General features: G+C 57.6%; 16 protein-coding genes. 8 read left to right on the top strand and 8 right to left on the bottom strand.

Annotation, left to right across the window (positions count from 1 at the left end; translation table 11 throughout):
• Nucleotides 1-203: 203 nt before the first annotated feature.
• Nucleotides 204-1,025 (top strand): posphoenolpyruvate synthetase regulatory kinase/phosphorylase PpsR, encoded by an 822-nt coding sequence (ppsR, locus tag VSX58_RS00945; protein WP_327614448.1) that lies wholly within the window; start codon nt 204-206, stop codon nt 1,023-1,025.
• A 267-nt stretch (nt 1,026-1,292) separates the two neighbouring features.
• On the top strand, nt 1,293-2,339 hold the full coding sequence (locus tag VSX58_RS00940) for a 3-deoxy-7-phosphoheptulonate synthase (RefSeq protein WP_327616393.1): 1,047 nt from the start codon (nt 1,293-1,295) through the stop codon (nt 2,337-2,339).
• A gap of 138 nt (nt 2,340-2,477) precedes the next feature.
• On the opposite strand, the gene VSX58_RS00935 is transcribed toward VSX58_RS00940, so the two are convergent.
• Nucleotides 2,478-3,188 (bottom strand): GntR family transcriptional regulator, encoded by a 711-nt coding sequence (locus VSX58_RS00935; protein WP_327614446.1) that lies wholly within the window; start codon nt 3,186-3,188, stop codon nt 2,478-2,480.
• Between the two features lie 305 nt (nt 3,189-3,493).
• On the opposite strand from VSX58_RS00935, the gene VSX58_RS00930 reads away from it, so the two are divergent.
• The 6 genes from VSX58_RS00930 (at nt 3,494) to VSX58_RS00905 (ending at nt 10,515) form a co-directional block, all read left to right on the top strand.
• Nucleotides 3,494-5,077, top strand: a complete 1,584-nt coding sequence (locus VSX58_RS00930; RefSeq protein WP_327616392.1) for an alpha-glucoside-specific PTS transporter subunit IIBC — start codon at nt 3,494-3,496, stop codon at nt 5,075-5,077.
• Entirely contained in the window at nt 5,074-6,396 is a 1,323-nt protein-coding gene (locus tag VSX58_RS00925) for a 6-phospho-alpha-glucosidase (protein WP_327616391.1), read from the top strand. The genes VSX58_RS00930 and VSX58_RS00925 overlap by 4 nt, the downstream gene beginning before the upstream one ends.
• A gap of 460 nt (nt 6,397-6,856) precedes the next feature.
• Complete coding sequence (locus VSX58_RS00920; protein WP_327616390.1) at nt 6,857-7,909, top strand: hemin-degrading factor; 1,053 nt, start codon at nt 6,857-6,859, stop codon at nt 7,907-7,909.
• Entirely contained in the window at nt 7,906-8,724 is an 819-nt protein-coding gene (locus VSX58_RS00915; RefSeq protein ID WP_327616389.1) for a heme/hemin ABC transporter substrate-binding protein, read from the top strand. Before VSX58_RS00920 ends, VSX58_RS00915 begins: the two co-directional genes overlap by 4 nt.
• Nucleotides 8,721-9,725 (top strand): FecCD family ABC transporter permease, encoded by a 1,005-nt coding sequence (locus VSX58_RS00910; RefSeq protein ID WP_327616388.1) that lies wholly within the window; start codon nt 8,721-8,723, stop codon nt 9,723-9,725. The genes VSX58_RS00915 and VSX58_RS00910 overlap by 4 nt, the downstream gene beginning before the upstream one ends.
• On the top strand, nt 9,718-10,515 hold the full coding sequence (locus tag VSX58_RS00905; protein WP_327616387.1) for a heme ABC transporter ATP-binding protein: 798 nt from the start codon (nt 9,718-9,720) through the stop codon (nt 10,513-10,515). The genes VSX58_RS00910 and VSX58_RS00905 overlap by 8 nt, the downstream gene beginning before the upstream one ends.
• A 7-nt stretch (nt 10,516-10,522) precedes the next feature.
• On the opposite strand, the gene VSX58_RS00900 is transcribed toward VSX58_RS00905, so the two are convergent.
• The 7 genes from VSX58_RS00900 to btuC form a co-directional block, all read right to left on the bottom strand.
• On the bottom strand, nt 10,523-11,974 hold the full coding sequence (locus VSX58_RS00900; RefSeq protein ID WP_327616386.1) for a protein adenylyltransferase SelO: 1,452 nt from the start codon (nt 11,972-11,974) through the stop codon (nt 10,523-10,525).
• Nucleotides 11,975-12,086: 112 nt separating this feature from the next.
• Nucleotides 12,087-12,821 (bottom strand): EAL domain-containing protein, encoded by a 735-nt coding sequence (locus VSX58_RS00895; protein ID WP_327616385.1) that lies wholly within the window; start codon nt 12,819-12,821, stop codon nt 12,087-12,089.
• 322 nt (nt 12,822-13,143) lie between these two features.
• Complete coding sequence (locus tag VSX58_RS00890; RefSeq protein WP_327616384.1) at nt 13,144-14,160, bottom strand: lipoate--protein ligase A; 1,017 nt, start codon at nt 14,158-14,160, stop codon at nt 13,144-13,146.
• Nucleotides 14,161-14,249: 89 nt separating this feature from the next.
• A complete protein-coding gene (locus VSX58_RS00885; protein ID WP_327614478.1) occupies nt 14,250-14,717 on the bottom strand; it encodes a C40 family peptidase in 468 nt (155 codons plus the stop codon).
• 120 nt (nt 14,718-14,837) lie between these two features.
• On the bottom strand, nt 14,838-15,593 hold the full coding sequence (gene btuD, locus VSX58_RS00880) for a vitamin B12 ABC transporter ATP-binding protein BtuD (protein WP_327617035.1): 756 nt from the start codon (nt 15,591-15,593) through the stop codon (nt 14,838-14,840).
• Between the two features lie 21 nt (nt 15,594-15,614).
• A complete protein-coding gene (locus tag VSX58_RS00875; protein ID WP_327616383.1) occupies nt 15,615-16,166 on the bottom strand; it encodes a glutathione peroxidase in 552 nt (183 codons plus the stop codon).
• Nucleotides 16,167-16,210: 44 nt separating this feature from the next.
• Nucleotides 16,211-17,203: a vitamin B12 ABC transporter permease BtuC gene (gene btuC, locus VSX58_RS00870; RefSeq protein ID WP_327616382.1), complete on the bottom strand. Its 993-nt coding sequence runs from the start codon at nt 17,201-17,203 to the stop codon at nt 16,211-16,213.
• Between the last annotated feature and the right edge of the window lie 327 nt (nt 17,204-17,530).

The raw sequence follows: 17,530 nt of genomic DNA, 5'->3' as shown, positions 1-17,530 counted from the left end.
ATGGAAAGGTGAATCGATCAACCTATGAAAAAAAACTAATTTCACCGTTCAATATCGGTAAATGCGGTAAAAATAAAATATTGCCGAAGATCATTATCGTTATCATGCTTATAATAAAACCATGTTTTAATAAAAGTATCGGTTAAATTCATTTTTTGCCGAAGTTAATCTGTTTTTTCCAGAAAAAACAATAAGGGGCGGATGTGGAAAGAAGCGTATTTTATGTCTCGGACGGGACGGCGATTACGGCTGAAGTGCTCGGCCATGCGGTACTGTCGCAATTCCCGGTAAGCACGGTAAGCTATACGCTGCCCTTCGTCGAAAATGAAGCGCGCGCCACGGCCGTACGCGAACAGATCGATACGTCGTACCGGCAAAGCGGGCTGCGGCCGCTGGTCTTTTATTCGATCGTGACGTCAACCGTGCGCGACATTATCACCAGCAGCGAAGGGTTTTGTCAGGATATCGTCCAGGCGCTGGTGGCGCCTTTACAGCAGGAGCTCAACGTCGCCCCCGCCCCGGTCGCTAACCGGACTCACGGGCTGACCGCCAACAACCTGAGCAAATATGACGCGCGCATCGCCGCCATCGACTACACGCTGGCGCACGACGACGGCATCTCCCTGCGCAACCTCGATCAGGCCCAGGTCATCCTATTGGGCGTCTCGCGCTGCGGTAAAACCCCGACCAGCCTCTATCTGGCGATGCAGTTCGGCATTCGCGCCGCCAACTACCCTTTTATCGCGGACGATATGGATAACCTGCGTCTGCCCGATACGCTAAAACCGTTCCAGCACAAGCTATTCGGCCTAACCATCGACGCCGAACGGCTGGCCGCGATTCGCGAAGAGCGCCGCGGGAATAGCCGCTACGCCTCGCTGCGTCAGTGTCGTATGGAGCTAAGCGAAGTTGAAGCGCTGTTCCGCAAGCACCAGATCAAATACATCAACACCACCAACTATTCCGTTGAAGAGATCTCCGCCAGGATTATTGATATTCTCGGCATGAGCCGACGCATGTACTAGTACATAGTGTATTTTTTTATGGAATTTAATTGAAATGTCTCTGGTTTAGTTTATGGTAATCGCCATTACTTCCCGGCATTCCGCCATGGCGAAGAAAATCATTTAGCTGAGAAACGCGCTCCGGCGCGCGCTGAACGGCAGGCGAAACGGCGCCTGACGACGATGCATACAGGAACGCGGATCGCGGCGCGATCCGCGTTGCCGACGTAGCCGCGTTCAGGCAGCGCGGGAGCACGCTTCTCGGCCGCAAGCACTCAGAGACACGTTATGCATCAAACAGATGAACTGCGCAGTACGCGCATCGACAGCCTGGTTACCCCCCACTCGCTGCTCACTGAATTACCGCTTTCCCCCGCTGTCGCCGAAGTTGTGACATTGTCACGAAAGAGTATGGAACAGATTCTTACCGGACAAGACCGTCGTCTATTGGCGATCGTCGGGCCGTGTTCCATCCACGACGCGACCGGCGCAATGGAATATGCCGATCGTTTGGCGGCGCTGCGCATTCAGTATCGGGATCGCTTGGAAATCGTTATGCGAACCTATTTTGAAAAGCCGCGAACCGTCGTGGGCTGGAAAGGTTTAATTTCCGATCCGGGGCTGGATGGCTCGTACCGGGTGAACGAAGGGCTGGCGCTGGCGCGCCGTCTGCTTCTGGATATCAACGGCATTGGGCTGCCCACCGCCACTGAGTTTCTGGATATGGTCGTCGGTCAATATATCGCCGACCTGATCAGCTGGGGCGCCATCGGCGCGCGCACCACCGAAAGCCAGGTCCATCGTGAAATGGCGTCGGCGCTCTCCTGCCCCGTCGGCTTTAAGAACGGCACGGACGGCAACACGCGCATCGCCATCGACGCCATCCGCGCCGCCCGCGCACCGCATATGTTTCTTTCCCCCGATAAGCAGGGGCAAATGACGGTTTATCAAACCCGCGGCAACCCGTTCGGCCACATTATTATGCGCGGCGGAAAACGGCCGAATTATTACGCCGACGATATCGACGCGGCCTGCGCGCATCTGCGCGAACAGCGTTTACCCGAACATCTGGTGATCGATTTCAGCCATGGGAACTGTCAAAAGCAGCACCGCCGTCAGCTGGACGTCGCCGACGATGTGTGCCGGCAGATTCGCGCGGGTTCGTCGGCCATTGCCGGGATAATGGCGGAAAGCTTTCTGCTAGAGGGAAACCAGCCGGCGCAGAGCCCGCAAAACTTGACCTATGGCCAGTCGATTACCGACCCCTGCCTAAGCTGGCAGGACACGGAAAGCCTGCTCGCCCGTCTGGCCGACGCGGTCGATAGCCGTTTCTGACCGGCTGAGCGCGGGCTAACCCTGACGGGGCATCAAATACCCGCGGATCGCGGTATTTGATGCCTGGACGGGAGGCGGCAAACGCCGCCCCGCGTCCAGGCATAGCGCCTCGCCTATGCCGCCGATCCCGCTATGCGTCTATAGCGTGAGCTTATTGCGTTGCATATAGAAACTCACCTGATAGTCGTGGGCGTTAATCATGATGGAAAAATCAATATATTCGCCGTCCACCGTTTTCGCCAGCGACGTCATCTGCAGCAGCGGCGTGCCTTCATTCACCTTCAATAATCCGGCAACGGCGCTATCCGCCAATATCGGGGAGAAGATCTCATAACAGCCGGCGATTGCGACGTGCTTTTCATCTTCAATGTAGGCGAACTTCGAACCCTGTAAATGCTTAATAGAGAGATCGGGAAAAGGCGCGATAGGCAGATAGCTGTCTTCCAGCATGCAGGCTTTGCCGTCCACGTAGCGTACGCGGCGCGCAAAGTAGATGCGTTCGTCTACGCGGAGCCGCAGCTGACGGGCAATGGCGGGCGGCGCGGGAATGGTCCGAAACTCGACCACCTCGTTATTGGTGGTGCGGCCGATTAAACGCATGTGCTCGGCGAAGCTGTTCAGCGCATGACCCTCATGCTGAACGTCTTTGCGCAAAATATAGGTTCCGCTGCCGTGGCGGCGCTGCAGCAGCCCCTCTTCAATCAGCTGCGCGATGGCCCGGCGGATGGTCACCCGCGAAACGGAAAACTCAACCACCAGACGCTTTTCCGACGGCAGGGCTTCGCCGATGCGAAATTCGGCCGAGTTAATACGCGAACGAATCTGTTCCGCGATAGATTTATAGATCACTTTCAGACCTCCTCCACGCTGTAAACCTGTCTCATTCTCGCTCCCATATCGATTAAATTTATTTAATTATCAGTAAATTACAACGAACCGCGCCCGGTTCCCCCAGCCGGTTGCGCCAAGATGTCTGCGAAAGGGTCGAAAGGCATACCTTTGACGCCATAACTAAATCATGATTCAGTTCACATATCGCCGGTTAAATGGCTACCCGCCTTATTCAATCTCCATATTCTCAATTCACAAGAAAATATTAAGACGTACAAAAAAAATAGCTTCTCCCTACAAAATTTAAAATGAAGGAAAACACTATGCTAAGTCAAATCCAACGATTTGGTGGAGCGATGTTTACTCCCGTGCTGCTATTTCCGTTCTCCGGCATTGTCGTCGGTATTGCAATTATGCTGACTAATCCCATGTTCGTCGGCGAATTAGCGAATCCGGATAGTTTATTTTTTCAGATTATTAGCATTATTGAAGAAGGCGGCTGGACAATATTTCGCAATATGCCATTGGTATTCGCCATCAGCCTGCCGATAGGCCTTGCCCACCAGGCTCCCGCCCGCGCCTGTCTGGCCGCGCTGGTCTCTTACCTCACCTTTAATTACCTTATTCAGGCCATGGCGGCCCATTGGGGCGGCTATTTTAACGTCGATTTTACCGCCGACGTCGGTGGCGTAAGCGGATTAGCCATGATTGCCGGAATAAAAACCCTGGACACCAGTATTATCGGCGCCATTGCTATTTCCGGTTTGGTCACGGCGATTCATAATCGCTTTTACGATAAAACGCTGCCGGTTTATATCGGCATATTTCAGGGAACGGCATACGTCGTTATCGTCAGTTTTTTCATTCTGCTTCCCGTCGCCTGGCTCACGCTGCTTATTTGGCCGAAAATTCAAACGGGCATCTCTTCGCTGCAGGATTTAATGCTGGCGTCGGGCGCGCTGGGCGTATGGATCTATACCTTTTTAGAACGCATTCTGATCCCGACGGGGCTGCACCATTTTATCTACGGCCCTTTTATTTTCGGCCCGGTGGCGGTGGAAGGCGGCATCCAGGTTAACTGGATTGAGAATATTCAGGCCTTCAGCCAATCGACCTTGCCGTTAAAAGAGCTCTTTCCCCAGGGCGGCTTCGCCCTATTCGGCAACACGAAAATGTTTGGCTCCATTGGTATCGCCGCCGCCATTTACGCCACCGCCAGCGCGGAAAATAAGCGCAAGGTGGCCGGCCTGCTCATCCCCGCCGTGATGACCGCGGTGCTGGTAGGAATAACCGAACCGCTGGAGTTCACCTTCCTGTTTATCGCGCCGTTCCTGTTCGCCATTCACGCCCTGCTGGCCGCCACCATGGCGACGATCATGTACATGCTCGGCGTGGTCGGCAACATGGGGGGCGGACTGATTGAAATCGCCACGCAAAACTGGCTGCCGATGTTCCACCACCACGCGATGAATATGGTGATTCAGATCGGCGTCGGCGCCGCGTTTTCATGCATCTACTTCTTTGTCTTCCGCGCCGTCATTTTACGTTTCGACGTCAAAACGCCGGGGCGGGAAGAGAGCGAAATCAAGCTCTATAGCAAAACCGATCTGCGCAACAAGAAAGCCGCGCAGCCCGCCGGCCAGTTCGAACAGGCCCAGGCGTATCTGGACGCCCTCGGCGGCACGGCGAATATCGTCAACCTGACTAATTGCGCCACGCGCTTACGCATCACCCTGGCCGATCCCGCGCTGATGCAGCCTGACGAAATATTCCGTCAGCTCGGCGCCCACGGCGTGGTGCGCAACGACAACGCCATTCAGATTATCGTCGGCCTATCGGTTCCGCAGGTACGCGATCGTCTGGAAAACTTAATGCAACATTCACGCTATACGGAGGTTCACCCATGAAAAAATTCTCAATCGTTATCGCCGGCGGCGGCAGCACTTTCACCCCGGGAATCGTGCTGATGCTGCTGCAAAACCGCGATCGTTTTCCTATCGGTACGCTGAAATTTTATGACAATGACGGCGCAAGGCAGGAAACCATCGCCGAAGCCTGTAAGATCCTGCTGCAAGAACAGGCGCCGGAAATCGCCTTCAGCTACACCACAGATCCGCAACAGGCCTTCACCGGCGTGGACTTCGTCATGGCGCATATCCGCGTCGGGAAATATCCGATGCGCGAGCTGGATGAAAAAATCCCGCTGCGCCACGGCGTGGTCGGTCAGGAAACCTGCGGCCCCGGCGGCATCGCCTATGGGATGCGCTCTATCGGCGGCGTGCTGGAACTGGTCGATTTTATGGAAAAATATTCACCGCAGGCCTGGATGCTGAACTATTCCAATCCGGCGGCGATTGTCGCGGAAGCCACGCGGAAGCTGCGTCCGCGCGCCAAGATCCTCAATATCTGCGATATGCCCATCGGCATCGAAGGGCGGATGGCGGAGATCATCGGCCTGAAATCGCGTAAAGAGATGAAAGTCCGCTACTACGGGCTGAATCACTTTGGCTGGTGGACCTCCATTCAGGATAAAGACGGCAAAGAACTGCTGCCCGCCATACGCGAACATGTGGCGAAGTTCGGCTACATTCCGCAAAAGGGCGACGAGAACAGCGAGCCAAGCTGGAATGACACCTTCGCCAAGGCGAAAGACGTGTGCGCGCTTGATCCTGAAACGCTGCCCAATACCTATCTGAAATACTACTTCTTCCCGGACTATGTCGTCGCGCATTCCAACCCTGAATACACCCGCGCCAACGAAGTGATGGCCGGACGCGAAAAACACGTTTTCGGCGCCTGCAACGCGATTATCAACGCGCGCGCCGGAGCGGCGGGCGATCTTGAGATCGATGAACACGCCTCCTATATCGTCGACCTGGCGCGGGCCATCGCCTTCAATACCCAGGAAAGAATGCTGCTGATCGTGGAGAATAACGGCGCGATCAATAACTTTGACGACGACGCCATGGTGGAAATTCCCTGTCTGGTCGGCAGCCACGGGCCGGAGCCGCTGCAGGTCGGCGATATTCCCACCTTCCAGAAGGGTCTGATGAGCCAGCAGGTGGCGGTGGAAAAGCTGGTGGTCGAAGCCTGGGCAGAACACTCCTACCAGAAACTTTGGCAGGCTATCAGCCTATCTAAAACCGTTCCCAGCGCCAGCGTGGCGAAAGCCATTCTTGATGATTTGATCGCCGCCAACCGCGACTACTGGCCTGAGCTGAAATAGTCCGTTGGCGCTCTCCCCGTCATCGCTCTCTTAATGTACGGGGACTTATGATGGGCGCTGGCGTTGCCCGACGTAAAAAATGATGCAGAGGAGGTGGCAGGCTTAGGATTAGCCGCAGGCCGGGTTTATAGGGGCTGACGTTTAAGCCCCCTATTTTTCCCTAAAAACCGGCTTAAGTGAACAACGGCATTACCCTATGTCGGACGCATGCCGCGAGACGGCATCAACATACCTCTCTTTTCGCGCATGCAATAACGCTGAGCCTGCATATAGCGGTAGCGGTAAAAAATGTAACCAAGAACCCTTCGCCGCGCTCCCCTCTTTGATTCGCCGCACGGCCCCCGACGCATCGCCGGTTGATTAAGAAAATTTCACTTGATGTAACTTTTTTGTTACATGAAAATGATTCTCATTAGATTCTGATTATGCCGTGACGATGACAAAGAATAAGGGAACGACCATGCAGACCTCAATTTACCAACAATACCTACAGGCAAAACACGCGCACCCGCGTAAGTATGCCCGCGATCTGGCCGGGCTGCTGGGGATTAGCGAAGCCGAACTGGCGCACGCGCGCGTCGGACAGGACGCGCAGCGTCTGCAGGGGGACGCCAAAGCCTGGCTGAGCGCCTTGGAACAGGTGGGCAACACCAAATCCATCACGCGCAACGACTATGCCGTTCATGAGCACCTCGGCGACTACCGCAACCAGCATCTGGACGGCCATGCCGGTTTGATTCTTAATCCGCGCGAGCTGGATTTACGCCTGTTCCTGCAGCAGTGGGCGTCCGCCTTCTCGCTGGTGGAGACCTCGCCGCGCGGCGAACGCCGCAGCATTCAGTTTTTCGACCATCAGGGCGACGCCATCCTGAAAGTCTACGTCACCGACGCCACCGATATGCCGGCCTGGCTGCAACTGGTGGATCAATTTGCCGCTAGCGAAAATCCGGCGCTGGTCATCCGCCCTCAGGCCGCCGCGGCGGTCGCAAGCGCGGCGACGGAGCACAACCCGGCGCTCGAAGCCGAATGGCGCGCCATGACCGATGTCCACCAATTTTTCATGCTGCTGAGGCGCTACAACCTGACCCGGCAGCAGGCGTTCCGCGCCGTCGGCGACGACCTGGCCTATCAGGTCGACAATGCGGCGCTGGGGCAAATTTTATTCGCCGCCAAAGAGGCGCAGAACGAAATTATGGTCTTTGTCGGCAATCGCGGCTGCGTGCAGATTTTCACCGGAAAAATCGAGCGTGTGGAGCGTATGGAACAACATGCCGAATGGATCAATATTTTTAATCGCGACTTTACCCTGCATCTGATTGAAAACGCCATCGCCGAAAGCTGGGTCACGCGCAAGCCGACCGCCGACGGCGTCGTCACCAGCCTGGAGCTGTACGCCGCGGACGGTACGCAGATAGCCCAGCTATTCGGGCAACGCACCGAAGGCACGCCGGAACAGCAGCAGTGGCGCGACCAGATTGGCGCGCTGAAACCGCTTAAGGATCTTGCCGCATGAAAAACTGGATTCTTCCGTTATTAATGGCGCTTCCGCTAAGCGTTTCGGCCGCAGAGCGCATTGTTTCCATCGGCGGAGACGTCACTGAAATCATCTATGCGCTGGGCGCGGAGAAAGACCTGGTGGCCAGAGACAGCACCAGCCTTCATCCGGACGCCGCAACCAAACTGCCCGACGTGGGGTATATGCGCCAGCTCAACACCGAAGGTATTTTGGCGATGCGCCCCTCGCTGGTGATCGCCAGCGATCTGTCGCAGCCTTCCCTGGTACTGCAGCAGGTGGCCGACAGCGGCACCAAGGTTATCCATGTCCCGGCCAAACCGGCGCCGGAAACCGTCGCGCAAAAGATTGGCGTGATTGCTCAGGCGCTGCATAAAGAGGCGGAAGGCAAGAAGCTGACTGAAACGTATCAGCAGAAGTTGGCCGGCGTGCCCTCGACGCCGCTGCCGGTTAAAGCGCTTTTCATTCTGAGCCACGGCGGCATGACCGCGATGGCCGCCGGAAAGAATACGCCGGCGGATACCATTATCCGTCACGTCGGGCTGAGCAATGCCATGCAGGGCGTCGAGCGCTATCAGCCGTTATCGCAGGAGGGCGTGGTCGCCAGCGCGCCGGATCTGGTGCTGATCTCCGCCATGGGGCTGAAGAGTCTGGGCGGCGAAGAGCAAATCTGGAAATTACCGGGGCTGGCATTAACCCCGGCGGGGAAAAACCACCGCCTGCTGGTGGTGGATGATATGGCGATGCTCGGCTTTACGCTGGAGACGCCGGCCCTGATGGCGACCCTCCGCCAGGCGGCGGAACAGATAAAATGACGCCACGGTTTCATCCGCGCTATCTGCTGGCCGGCCTGCTGCTGTTGCTGTTGGCGCTGATGGCGTGCGCGACGAATCTCGGCGCGCTCTCCCTCTCTTTCGACACCCTGCGGCAATTGCCGTTTGACGATCCGCTGTGGCATGTCTGGCTGAATATCCGCCTTCCGCGCGTGCTGCTGGCGGTACTGGTCGGCGGCGCGCTGGCCTGCTCCGGCGCCATCATGCAGGGGTTATTCCGCAATCCGCTGGCCGACCCCGGGCTGCTGGGGATCAGCAGCGGCGCCGCGCTCTGCGTGGCGTTAACCATCGTGCTGCCTCTCGGTCTTCCCCCTCTGCTATCGCTCTACGGCCCGATGCTGGCGGCGTTTGTCGGCAGCCTGGCGATTACCGCGGTGATTTTTATGCTGAGCCGTTCCGAACAGGGGGGATTAACCCGGCTGCTGCTGGCGGGCATTGCGCTTAACGCTTTATGCATGGCCGCCATCGGTGTATTAACCTACATCAGCAACGATCAGCAGCTGCGTCAGTTTTCGCTGTGGGGAATGGGAAGTTTGGGGCAGGCGCAGTGGCCGATGCTGACGGTGGCCGCGACGCTGGTGATTCCTGCGATCGTCGCGACCCTGTATCAAACCACGCGCCTGAATCTGCTGCAGCTGGGCGATGAAGAGGCGCACTATCTGGGCGTCAACGTCAAGCGCACCAAGCGCGTTCTGCTGCTGCTAAGCTCGCTGCTGGTGGGCGTTTCCGTCGCCGTCAGCGGCGTGATCGGTTTTATCGGACTGGTTATTCCCCATCTGATTCGCATGCATCTGGGCGCCGACCACCGCGTGCTTATTCCGGGTTCGGCGCTGGGCGGCGCCTGCCTGCTGCTGATCGCCGATACCCTGGCCCGTACGGTGCTATCCCCGGCGGAGATGCCCGTCGGGCTGTTGACCAGTCTGATTGGCGGCCCCTACTTCTTATGGCTAATCATACAGCACAAAGGGCGCGGAAATGAGTAACGCCGTGATGAATAACGCGCTGGTCGCCCGCGGCCTGTGTTTCCAGTCCGGCGGACGATATCTGACGCAGGATATTTCGCTGGAGGTGCGCGGCGGCGAGATCGTAGCGATCATCGGCCCCAACGGGGCGGGGAAATCCACGCTGTTGCGCCTGCTGACCGGCTATCTGACGCCCAGCCGGGGCGAGTGCCTGCTGGCCGGTAAGCCGTTAGCTCAATGGACGCCGACCGCCCTGGCGAAAACGCGAGCGGTGATGCGCCAGCACAGCGGCGTGGCCTTCGCGTTCAGCGTTCAGGATGTGGTTGCCATGGGGCGCGCGCCCTATGGACGGGAGCGGCAAAACGACGATATTATCCGGCTCGTCATGGCGCAAACCGGCTGTTCGGACCTGGCGCTGCGGGATTATCGCCGCCTCTCCGGCGGCGAACAGCAGCGGGTGCAGCTGGCCCGCGTGCTGGCCCAGCTCTGGCATCCGCTGCCGACGCCGGGATGGCTGTTTCTCGATGAACCGACCTCGGCGCTGGATCTCTATCATCAGCAGCATCTGCTGCGGCTGCTGAAACAGCTGACCCGCCGGCAACCGCTGGCCGTATGCTGCGTGCTGCACGATCTCAATCTGGCCGCCCTGTATGCCGACCGGATTTTACTGCTGCACGAAGGAAGGCTGGTGGCGCAGGGGGTGCCGGAACAGGTCCTGCGGGAAGAGATTCTCACCCGCTGGTATCAGGCCGACCTGAGCGTCGCTCCGCATCCCGAATACCCGCTCCCGCAGGTCTATCTACGTCGTTGAAGGGGCTTCAGCTGGAGCAGGAAATTTCCAGATGCTTGCCCCACTCCGGCGGCGGCGCCGCCAGATCGTCTCTATCCGGCTGGTCGGCGTAAGGCTGACAGAGCGTCTGATAGAGCCGGTCCAACGCGCCGACGTCATCTTTTTCCGCCTGCTCGATAGCCTGCTGCGCCAAATAGTTGCGCAGGATATATTTCGGACTGGCCGCGTTTATATGCCGCCGGCGTTCGGCATCGTCCTGCGGCTCCTGCATTAGGCGTTGGCGATAGGCGCTAAACCAGTGGTCGAACGCCGGCCGATCGATAAACTCGTCGCGCAGCGGCGAGGCCGGGTCGCGCTTCTCGACCGAGGCCAGCAGGCGAAACGTGCGGGTGTAATCGCGGCGCTCCCGGCGCATCAGCGTCAACAGCCCCACCAGAATATCGTTATCGGCGGCGTCGGCGCTGAACAGCCCCAGTCGGGCGCGCATCAGTTCGCCGAATTGCCGCATCAGCGCCGGTTCATAGCGCGCCAACGCGCTTTCCAACTCCTCCGTCGTCATCAGCCCCGACAGCGACTGCGCCAGACGATGCAAATTCCACAGCCCGACCACCGGCTGATTTTCGAATGCGTAGCGCCCCTGGCGATCGGAATGATTACAGATGTACTCCGGCTGGTAATCATCCATAAATCCGAACGGCCCGTAATCGATGGTTAACCCGAGGATGGACATATTGTCGGTATTCATCACGCCGTGGGCAAAGCCGACGGCCTGCCAGCGGGCGATCAGCCGCGCGGTGCGCTCAACCACATCGCCGAACCATAGCGCATAGCGCCGCGCGTCATCGCGCCACTGCGGCCAGTGGCGGGCGATAACGAAATCCGCCAGCCGGCGCACCTTTTCCGGCTCGCGGCGGTAGTAAAAATGCTCAAAATGGCCGAAGCGCACATGGCTTTCCGCCACGCGCAGCAGCATGGCGCCGGGCTCTTCCCGTTCGCGCCGGATCGGCTGCTCGCTGGTGACCACCGTCAACGCCCGCGTAGTGGGGATGCCCAGGTGATACATGGCCTCGGACGCCAGAAATTCGCGGATAACGGAACGCAGCACCGCGCGCCCGTCTCCCATGCGCGAATAGGGCGTCAGGCCCGCCCCCTTAAGATGCCAATCCATGCTGCGGCCGTCCGCCAACCGCTGTTCGCCCAGCAGAATGCCGCGGCCATCGCCCAATTGCCCGGCCCAGGCGCCGAATTGATGACCGCTATAGACCTGCGCCAGCGGCGCCATTCCGGGCAGCAGCGCCTCGCCGCGCCAGACGGCGTCATAGCGGCGCGTAAACCACGCGGGAGACAGACCGAGCTCATCCGCCAATTCCCGGCTGTGATAAAGCAGGCGCGCGCCCTGAAGCGGCGTAGGTTTCAGTTCGGTGTAGAAACCCGGCAGTTGCTGATGGTAGTGATTGCTGAACGACAGTTTCTGCGCCATGTTCTCTCCTCTTGGAATAGAGTGTAGAACGGCCGTCGGGAAACAAATACGGATAAAATATGGGGATATTGCGATTTCGCCGCGCCGAGCGGCGCATACCGAGAGCGCGCCGTTACCCTATGATGTCGGGTAAAAAATCGGTTTCTGTTTTCAATTCGTTAAAGTGAACCGCCGGACAAAGCGCCCCTTGCACCCCGTCGATGGTTAGCCGCCTGGCTTTTTCCAAATGCCCGGGAGTATCGATGCCTTTGGCGACAATCTTTACTGGATAATTATTCCTGATAACCCGCAGCAGCGGATCCATAATCGAGCTTTTCGCCGGTCGGGATAAAAGATGCCAAACAAAATTCTGCTCCATCTTCACCACGCTGACGATCCCATCGTTCAATGGCTTCAGATTAATTTTTCCCGAACCGAAATTATCCAGCCAAAGCGTAAACGCGCCGCTTAACTTAACAATACGTTCGTTTGCTCTCCCCTGGGATAAGTTCGGAAAAAGCTCATTAATCTCTAATGCAATGAATAACAGATTGTCGATTTCATTACGCAACGCGTCCGATTCCATTAAAAAATCTGCTATTTCATCATCGATCTTGAGCACCAGCAGCACGTCATTACGGGTAAACCAGGCGGCGTTCCTCTTGATGAAGCTTATTTGTTCTTTAATTAAATCGTGATGTTGCAATTTAGTTAACATGCTGAAAATAATATCGGGCAAGATACTGGCATTGCCAAATAAGCTATTAAATCGCGTTATCATTTCAACGGCCAATAACTTTCCTTCCAAGCTATAAATAGGCCAGAAAACATAATCGCTCACATAGTCCACATCTAACCGAATAAGCATGTCGTGTCGTTCATAAGTCAGGCGACAGTTAGAGTCTATCCCATTAGGGCTATTTTGCTTGCCATTTTAACCCCGGGATAAGCTCTAAATCGCCATTTGCTTGATTTATAGACTAGGACAATACACTTTGTGCATAAACACAATAAGAACCTATCCCAAAAGATAGTTTTATTATCTCTTTAATCGGCGCGGCAGGCGAAAATCGGCCGAAATACCGTCTTTTGCCTCCTGCCCGCGTTAACGGACGGGCATCTCGAACCGCGCCGCGGCCTATTCCGTGGAGAGAGGGCCGATGCGGATAGCGGCGGGGAGTTAAAAATAATTAGCGCACGCTTTGCGCCAGCCAGTCCGCCGTTTGCCGTAATTCATTTTGCTGTTCCGGAAACGCGTCAATCAGCCGCAGGCAAAGGTCGGCCATACTTTCCGGGCGATATGGCGTATTCTTCAGCGCCGCGGCCAGCGCCTCCAGCGGAGCGGGATTTAGGCTATCGGTAAACGCCTGAGCGCGGGCGATAGCGCCGCGCGCAACGTCAAAATGCAGCTCGACGCCGCCCCAAGCGAAGCGGTTATCCAACTGATGGGTAAAGTCCGGCGCCTGCCCGAAATTCCACGCCCAACTGCTCTGGCGGGCAAACTGCTCGCCGAATCCCGGCAGGTCCGGCAACGCCGTGGGGGAGATCGCTTCCGGCTCGCAACGTTCGCCGTAATAAGCGAAAAAAGCCTCGCTCACCGACCGGCAGATCTGCTGATGATCGATGGAAGGCAGTAGCTCGACCAGATTGGCGACCCGGGAGCGTACGGAGGTAATGCCCTTGGCCTGCAGTTTTTTCACATCGGGATTGAGATAATCCGCTAAACGGCTCAGGTCGGCGTTCAATAGCAGAGTGCCGTGATGGAAACCGCGATCCCTGGTTTCCCGATATGCGGAACCCGATATCTTGCGGCTGCCGTCCGCCGTGTCAATCACCAGATCGTTGCGGCCGGAAGCGCTGGCGTTGATCCCCCTCTGCGCCAGCGCGTTGAGAATGATGTGGGTTGAAACGCTTTTATCATATTCTGGCTTACCCGTCATAAAGGTAAAACAGGTATTGCCGAGATCGTGAAATACCGCCCCGCCGCCGCTGCTGCGCCGGGCCAGCCTGATGCCGTCCTCTTCCATCCGGCGCGTATTGCACTCTTTCCACGGATTCTGCGCCCGGCCGATCACCACGGTCTCGGCGTTACGCCATAAAAACAGTACCCGCTGCGTCGTCGGCATTTGCCTGAAAATGCACTCTTCGACGGCCAAATTGAACCAGGGATCGACGGAATCCGAGATAAGTAAACGTAGTGAGGACATAGATGCTCCACGCCCTATCCCCTCATTGTTCAAGCATCCGGCCGCTTGACGTCTATGGGGGAGAGGGAACCGATTGAGGTAAAAAACTTTCAGATACGTCGCGCCTGCCAATAGGCCCGTTTCCAGTAAACGTTTTTCAGCGATGAGCGGATGACGCCGCGGCTGGTGGAGGCGTGAATAAAACGATCGTCTTTATCATAGATCCCTACATGCAGACCGCTTTCGCCGCTGCCCGTCTTGAAAAAGACCAGGTCGCCGGGCAACAGCGCGTCGCGATCCACCCGTTCGCCCAACGTAGTCTGCTCTTCGGTCGAACGCGGCAGGCGCATGCCGAACCGGTCGCGGAAGGTCAAATAGACAAAGCCCGAGCAATCTACCCCGTTGCGATCCAAGCCGCCATAGCGATAGGGCGTCCGATACCATTGATTAAGCTGATCGTTTAGCTGCGCCACAACCATAATCGAATCGCTCAGGCGCGGATTCGGCGGCGGGTTTTTATGACTGCTGCACCCCGCCAATATCAGGATCGCCAACACCAATACATGCCTTAAACGCATCATGTTTTTACCCGAAATCGCCGGTTAGTATCTATCAGATGGGATATATGCGCTTAATCTAGCGTTGAAAGGGGACGGCTGGCAAGTAAAGCCGATTTTTCCTAATTTGCGCCGGCGCATTCAGGGGCGGCGGATTGTCACCCAGTCCCGCCCGTCGACGCGGCTGCGCTGAAAATCGACGCCGAAGACCGACGACAGCGTTTCCGGCTGCATGACGCGGGCGGTATCGCCCTGCGCCGCCAGCGCTCCGTCGCGCATCAGCCAAACGAGGTCGGCATGTTGCAGTGTATGGTTCAGATCGTGCGCGCAGACAATCACCGTTACGCCGGACTGGCATAACGCGTGCAGCAGCCGATCCAGGGCGGCCTGCTGCGCAATGTCCAGGCTGTTGGCCGGTTCATCCAGCAGAAGCAGGCGGGCATGGGGATTGGCCGCCGGCCAGATTTGCAGCAGCGCGGCGGCAAGCCTGACGCGCTGCCACTCGCCGCCGGACAGCCGGGTAAGCGCGCGCGATAGTTTGTCGGCCAGCATCAGCCTTTCAGCCAGAAAGCCGACGACCTCGCCGCTCGCCGCCTCGCCGGCCGTCGCCGGCTGATGCAGGCGCAGATACTGAAACACCGGCATCATCGCCGCCGGCGGCTGCTGCTGAGACAGGTAGGCCCGGTGCAGGGCCAGATCCCGCGCGTCCCAATCCGCCAGCCGCCGGCCGGACAGATAGACCTCGCCCTCGCCGGTCAGCATGCCCGCGATTCTGGCCAACAGGGTGCTTTTCCCCGCGCCGTTCGGGCCGATAATATGCAGCAGTCGGCCGCGCGGGCATTCGGCATCGACCGGGGCGAGACGGGGAGAGACGCCGGCCTGGCGCAGTCGCAGCAAGGGAAGAGACGCCGGAGTCAATTACCGCTCCAACGCCGCTTTTAGCGCAGTGACGACGCTCGAATCATCGGGGACGATATCCGGGGCGAAGCGCCCAATCACCTGACCGTCGCGGGAAATCAGGAATTTTTCGAAATTCCACAAGATATCTTCCGGACGGGCCGGCTTGCGCCCTTTATTGACCAGCCGGGCGTAAAATCCGCTCAGCAGCGAACCGGTCGCTTTAGGCCGCTCGCGGATCAAAAGCTGGTACAGCGGATGGCGGTTCGCGCCGTTGACTTCGATTTTACTGAACATCGGAAACTGCACGCCGAACGTCGCGCGGCAAAACGCCTGAATCTCCGCTTCGCTGCCCGGCTCTTGCCCGGCGAACTCATTGGAGGGGAAGCCCAAAACCACAAAACCCCGATCGCGATAAGTTTCGTAGAGCTTCTCCAACGCGTCATATTGCTTGGTCAGGCCGCATTTCGACGCCACATTGACGATTAACGCCACTTTTCCCCGATAGGGCTCAAGCGTGGCCGGTTGTCCGTCGATGGTTTTCAGCGCAATGCCATAGATTTCATTACTCATCGTCTCGATCCTTTTACCCTATGGAATGATGGCCGCCGGTCGCGCTAAATCCTGTTACGCAACAGCAGCCAGATAAACCACGGCGCGCCCAGCGTAGCGGTAACCACGCCAATCGGCAGCTCGGAGGAAGCGAGCGCCACCCGCGCCACGGTGTCAGCCAGCATCAAAAGCGAACCGCCGGCCAGCGCGCAACCGGTTAATAGGTAACGCTGATCGGTTAGGCCGCACAGCCGCAGCATATGCGGAATAATCAGGCCGACAAAGCCGATCACGCCCGCCAGCGCCACGCTCACGCCGACTAACACGCCGACCGCCAAGACCAGCACGCTGCGCCAATAATAAACCGATACGCCCAATTGACGGGCCTGCACCTCGCCCAGCGCCAGCCGGTTGAGCGCATTTCCCTGCCCGCCCAGCCACAGGATAAACGGCGCCAGCGCCAGCAGCAGCCAGGCGTGACGCCAGTCGATACCGCTGAACCCGCCCATCATCCAGTACATAAGCTGGCGTAAATCCAGACTGGTGCTGAAGTAGACCGCCCAGGTCATAACCGCGCTACAGATAATCCCCAACGAAACGCCAATCAGCAGCAGACGCGCGTTGGAAACATGTTTGCGGGCGAAACCCAGCAGCAAAAAGGTGATCAGCAGCGCGCCGGCGATAGCGCTCAGGCTCAAGGCCCAGACCGGCAGCGCGCCCTGTCCGATCAACACCGCGAGCACCAGCGCCACGCCCGCGCCGTTGGCGACGCCAAGCAGCCCCGGCTCCGCCAGCGGGTTATCGAATATCGACTGCATGACGGCGCCGGACATCGCCAGGCTGGCGCCCACCAGCATGACCGCCAGCGTTCTGGGTAAACGCAACTGCCAGATAAAGATCCGCTGCGCTTCATCCAGCCAGTCTGACGGCCAGATCCAGCGCTCGCCCGCGCACAGCCCCAGCATCAGCGTAAAGAGGGCTAGCGCGGCCAACAGCGTCAGCCGCCGGCGATCGTAAATACGCTGCCGCCGTGTTAATTCGCCATATCCCGCAGTCAAAGTATTCCCATTCCATTTACCACAAGAAAAAGAGAGGCATAGCCTCAGACTGTTGACAAACAATCAGATGATATAATTTTTCACTATTTTATGTCAGGCAGGGGAAAAAGTTCGGGCGGATTGATCCAGGTATTTCTCTGCCGAACCATCGCCCGCCCCTGGCGCTTTCATCCGATGCCGGGCCTATTTTGACATTTGTCATTCCGCTATCGGCGCAATCTCGGCTACGCTTATTGATACGGGAATGATTCTTATTCATTATGCCCTTCATCGTTCAAGCTGCAGATGCGTTGGCTTTGTTACTCGCGCCATCCATGGAGCTCGAAT

The organism is Brenneria populi (genome assembly GCF_036016195.1).
GTDB lineage: Bacteria > Pseudomonadota > Gammaproteobacteria > Enterobacterales > Enterobacteriaceae > Brenneria > Brenneria populi.
This window is presented reverse-complemented; position numbering and strand designations above follow the sequence as displayed.

Excerpts from the sequence above, each read along its gene's own strand:
- VSX58_RS00940 (WP_327616393.1), top strand. The coding sequence starts at position 1,293 with ATGCATCAAACAGATGAACTGCGCAGTACGCGCATCGACAGCCTGGTT.
- VSX58_RS00930 (WP_327616392.1), top strand. The coding sequence starts at position 3,494 with ATGCTAAGTCAAATCCAACGATTTGGTGGAGCGATGTTTACTCCCGTG.
- VSX58_RS00925 (WP_327616391.1), top strand. The coding sequence starts at position 5,074 with ATGAAAAAATTCTCAATCGTTATCGCCGGCGGCGGCAGCACTTTCACC.
- VSX58_RS00920 (WP_327616390.1), top strand. The coding sequence starts at position 6,857 with ATGCAGACCTCAATTTACCAACAATACCTACAGGCAAAACACGCGCAC.
- VSX58_RS00915 (WP_327616389.1), top strand. The coding sequence starts at position 7,906 with ATGAAAAACTGGATTCTTCCGTTATTAATGGCGCTTCCGCTAAGCGTT.
- VSX58_RS00910 (WP_327616388.1), top strand. The coding sequence starts at position 8,721 with ATGACGCCACGGTTTCATCCGCGCTATCTGCTGGCCGGCCTGCTGCTG.
- VSX58_RS00905 (WP_327616387.1), top strand. The coding sequence starts at position 9,718 with ATGAGTAACGCCGTGATGAATAACGCGCTGGTCGCCCGCGGCCTGTGT.
- VSX58_RS00900 (WP_327616386.1), bottom strand. The coding sequence starts at position 11,974 with ATGGCGCAGAAACTGTCGTTCAGCAATCACTACCATCAGCAACTGCCG.
- VSX58_RS00895 (WP_327616385.1), bottom strand. The coding sequence starts at position 12,821 with ATGCTTATTCGGTTAGATGTGGACTATGTGAGCGATTATGTTTTCTGG.
- VSX58_RS00890 (WP_327616384.1), bottom strand. The coding sequence starts at position 14,160 with ATGTCCTCACTACGTTTACTTATCTCGGATTCCGTCGATCCCTGGTTC.
- VSX58_RS00885 (WP_327614478.1), bottom strand. The coding sequence starts at position 14,717 with ATGCGTTTAAGGCATGTATTGGTGTTGGCGATCCTGATATTGGCGGGG.
- VSX58_RS00875 (WP_327616383.1), bottom strand. The coding sequence starts at position 16,166 with ATGAGTAATGAAATCTATGGCATTGCGCTGAAAACCATCGACGGACAA.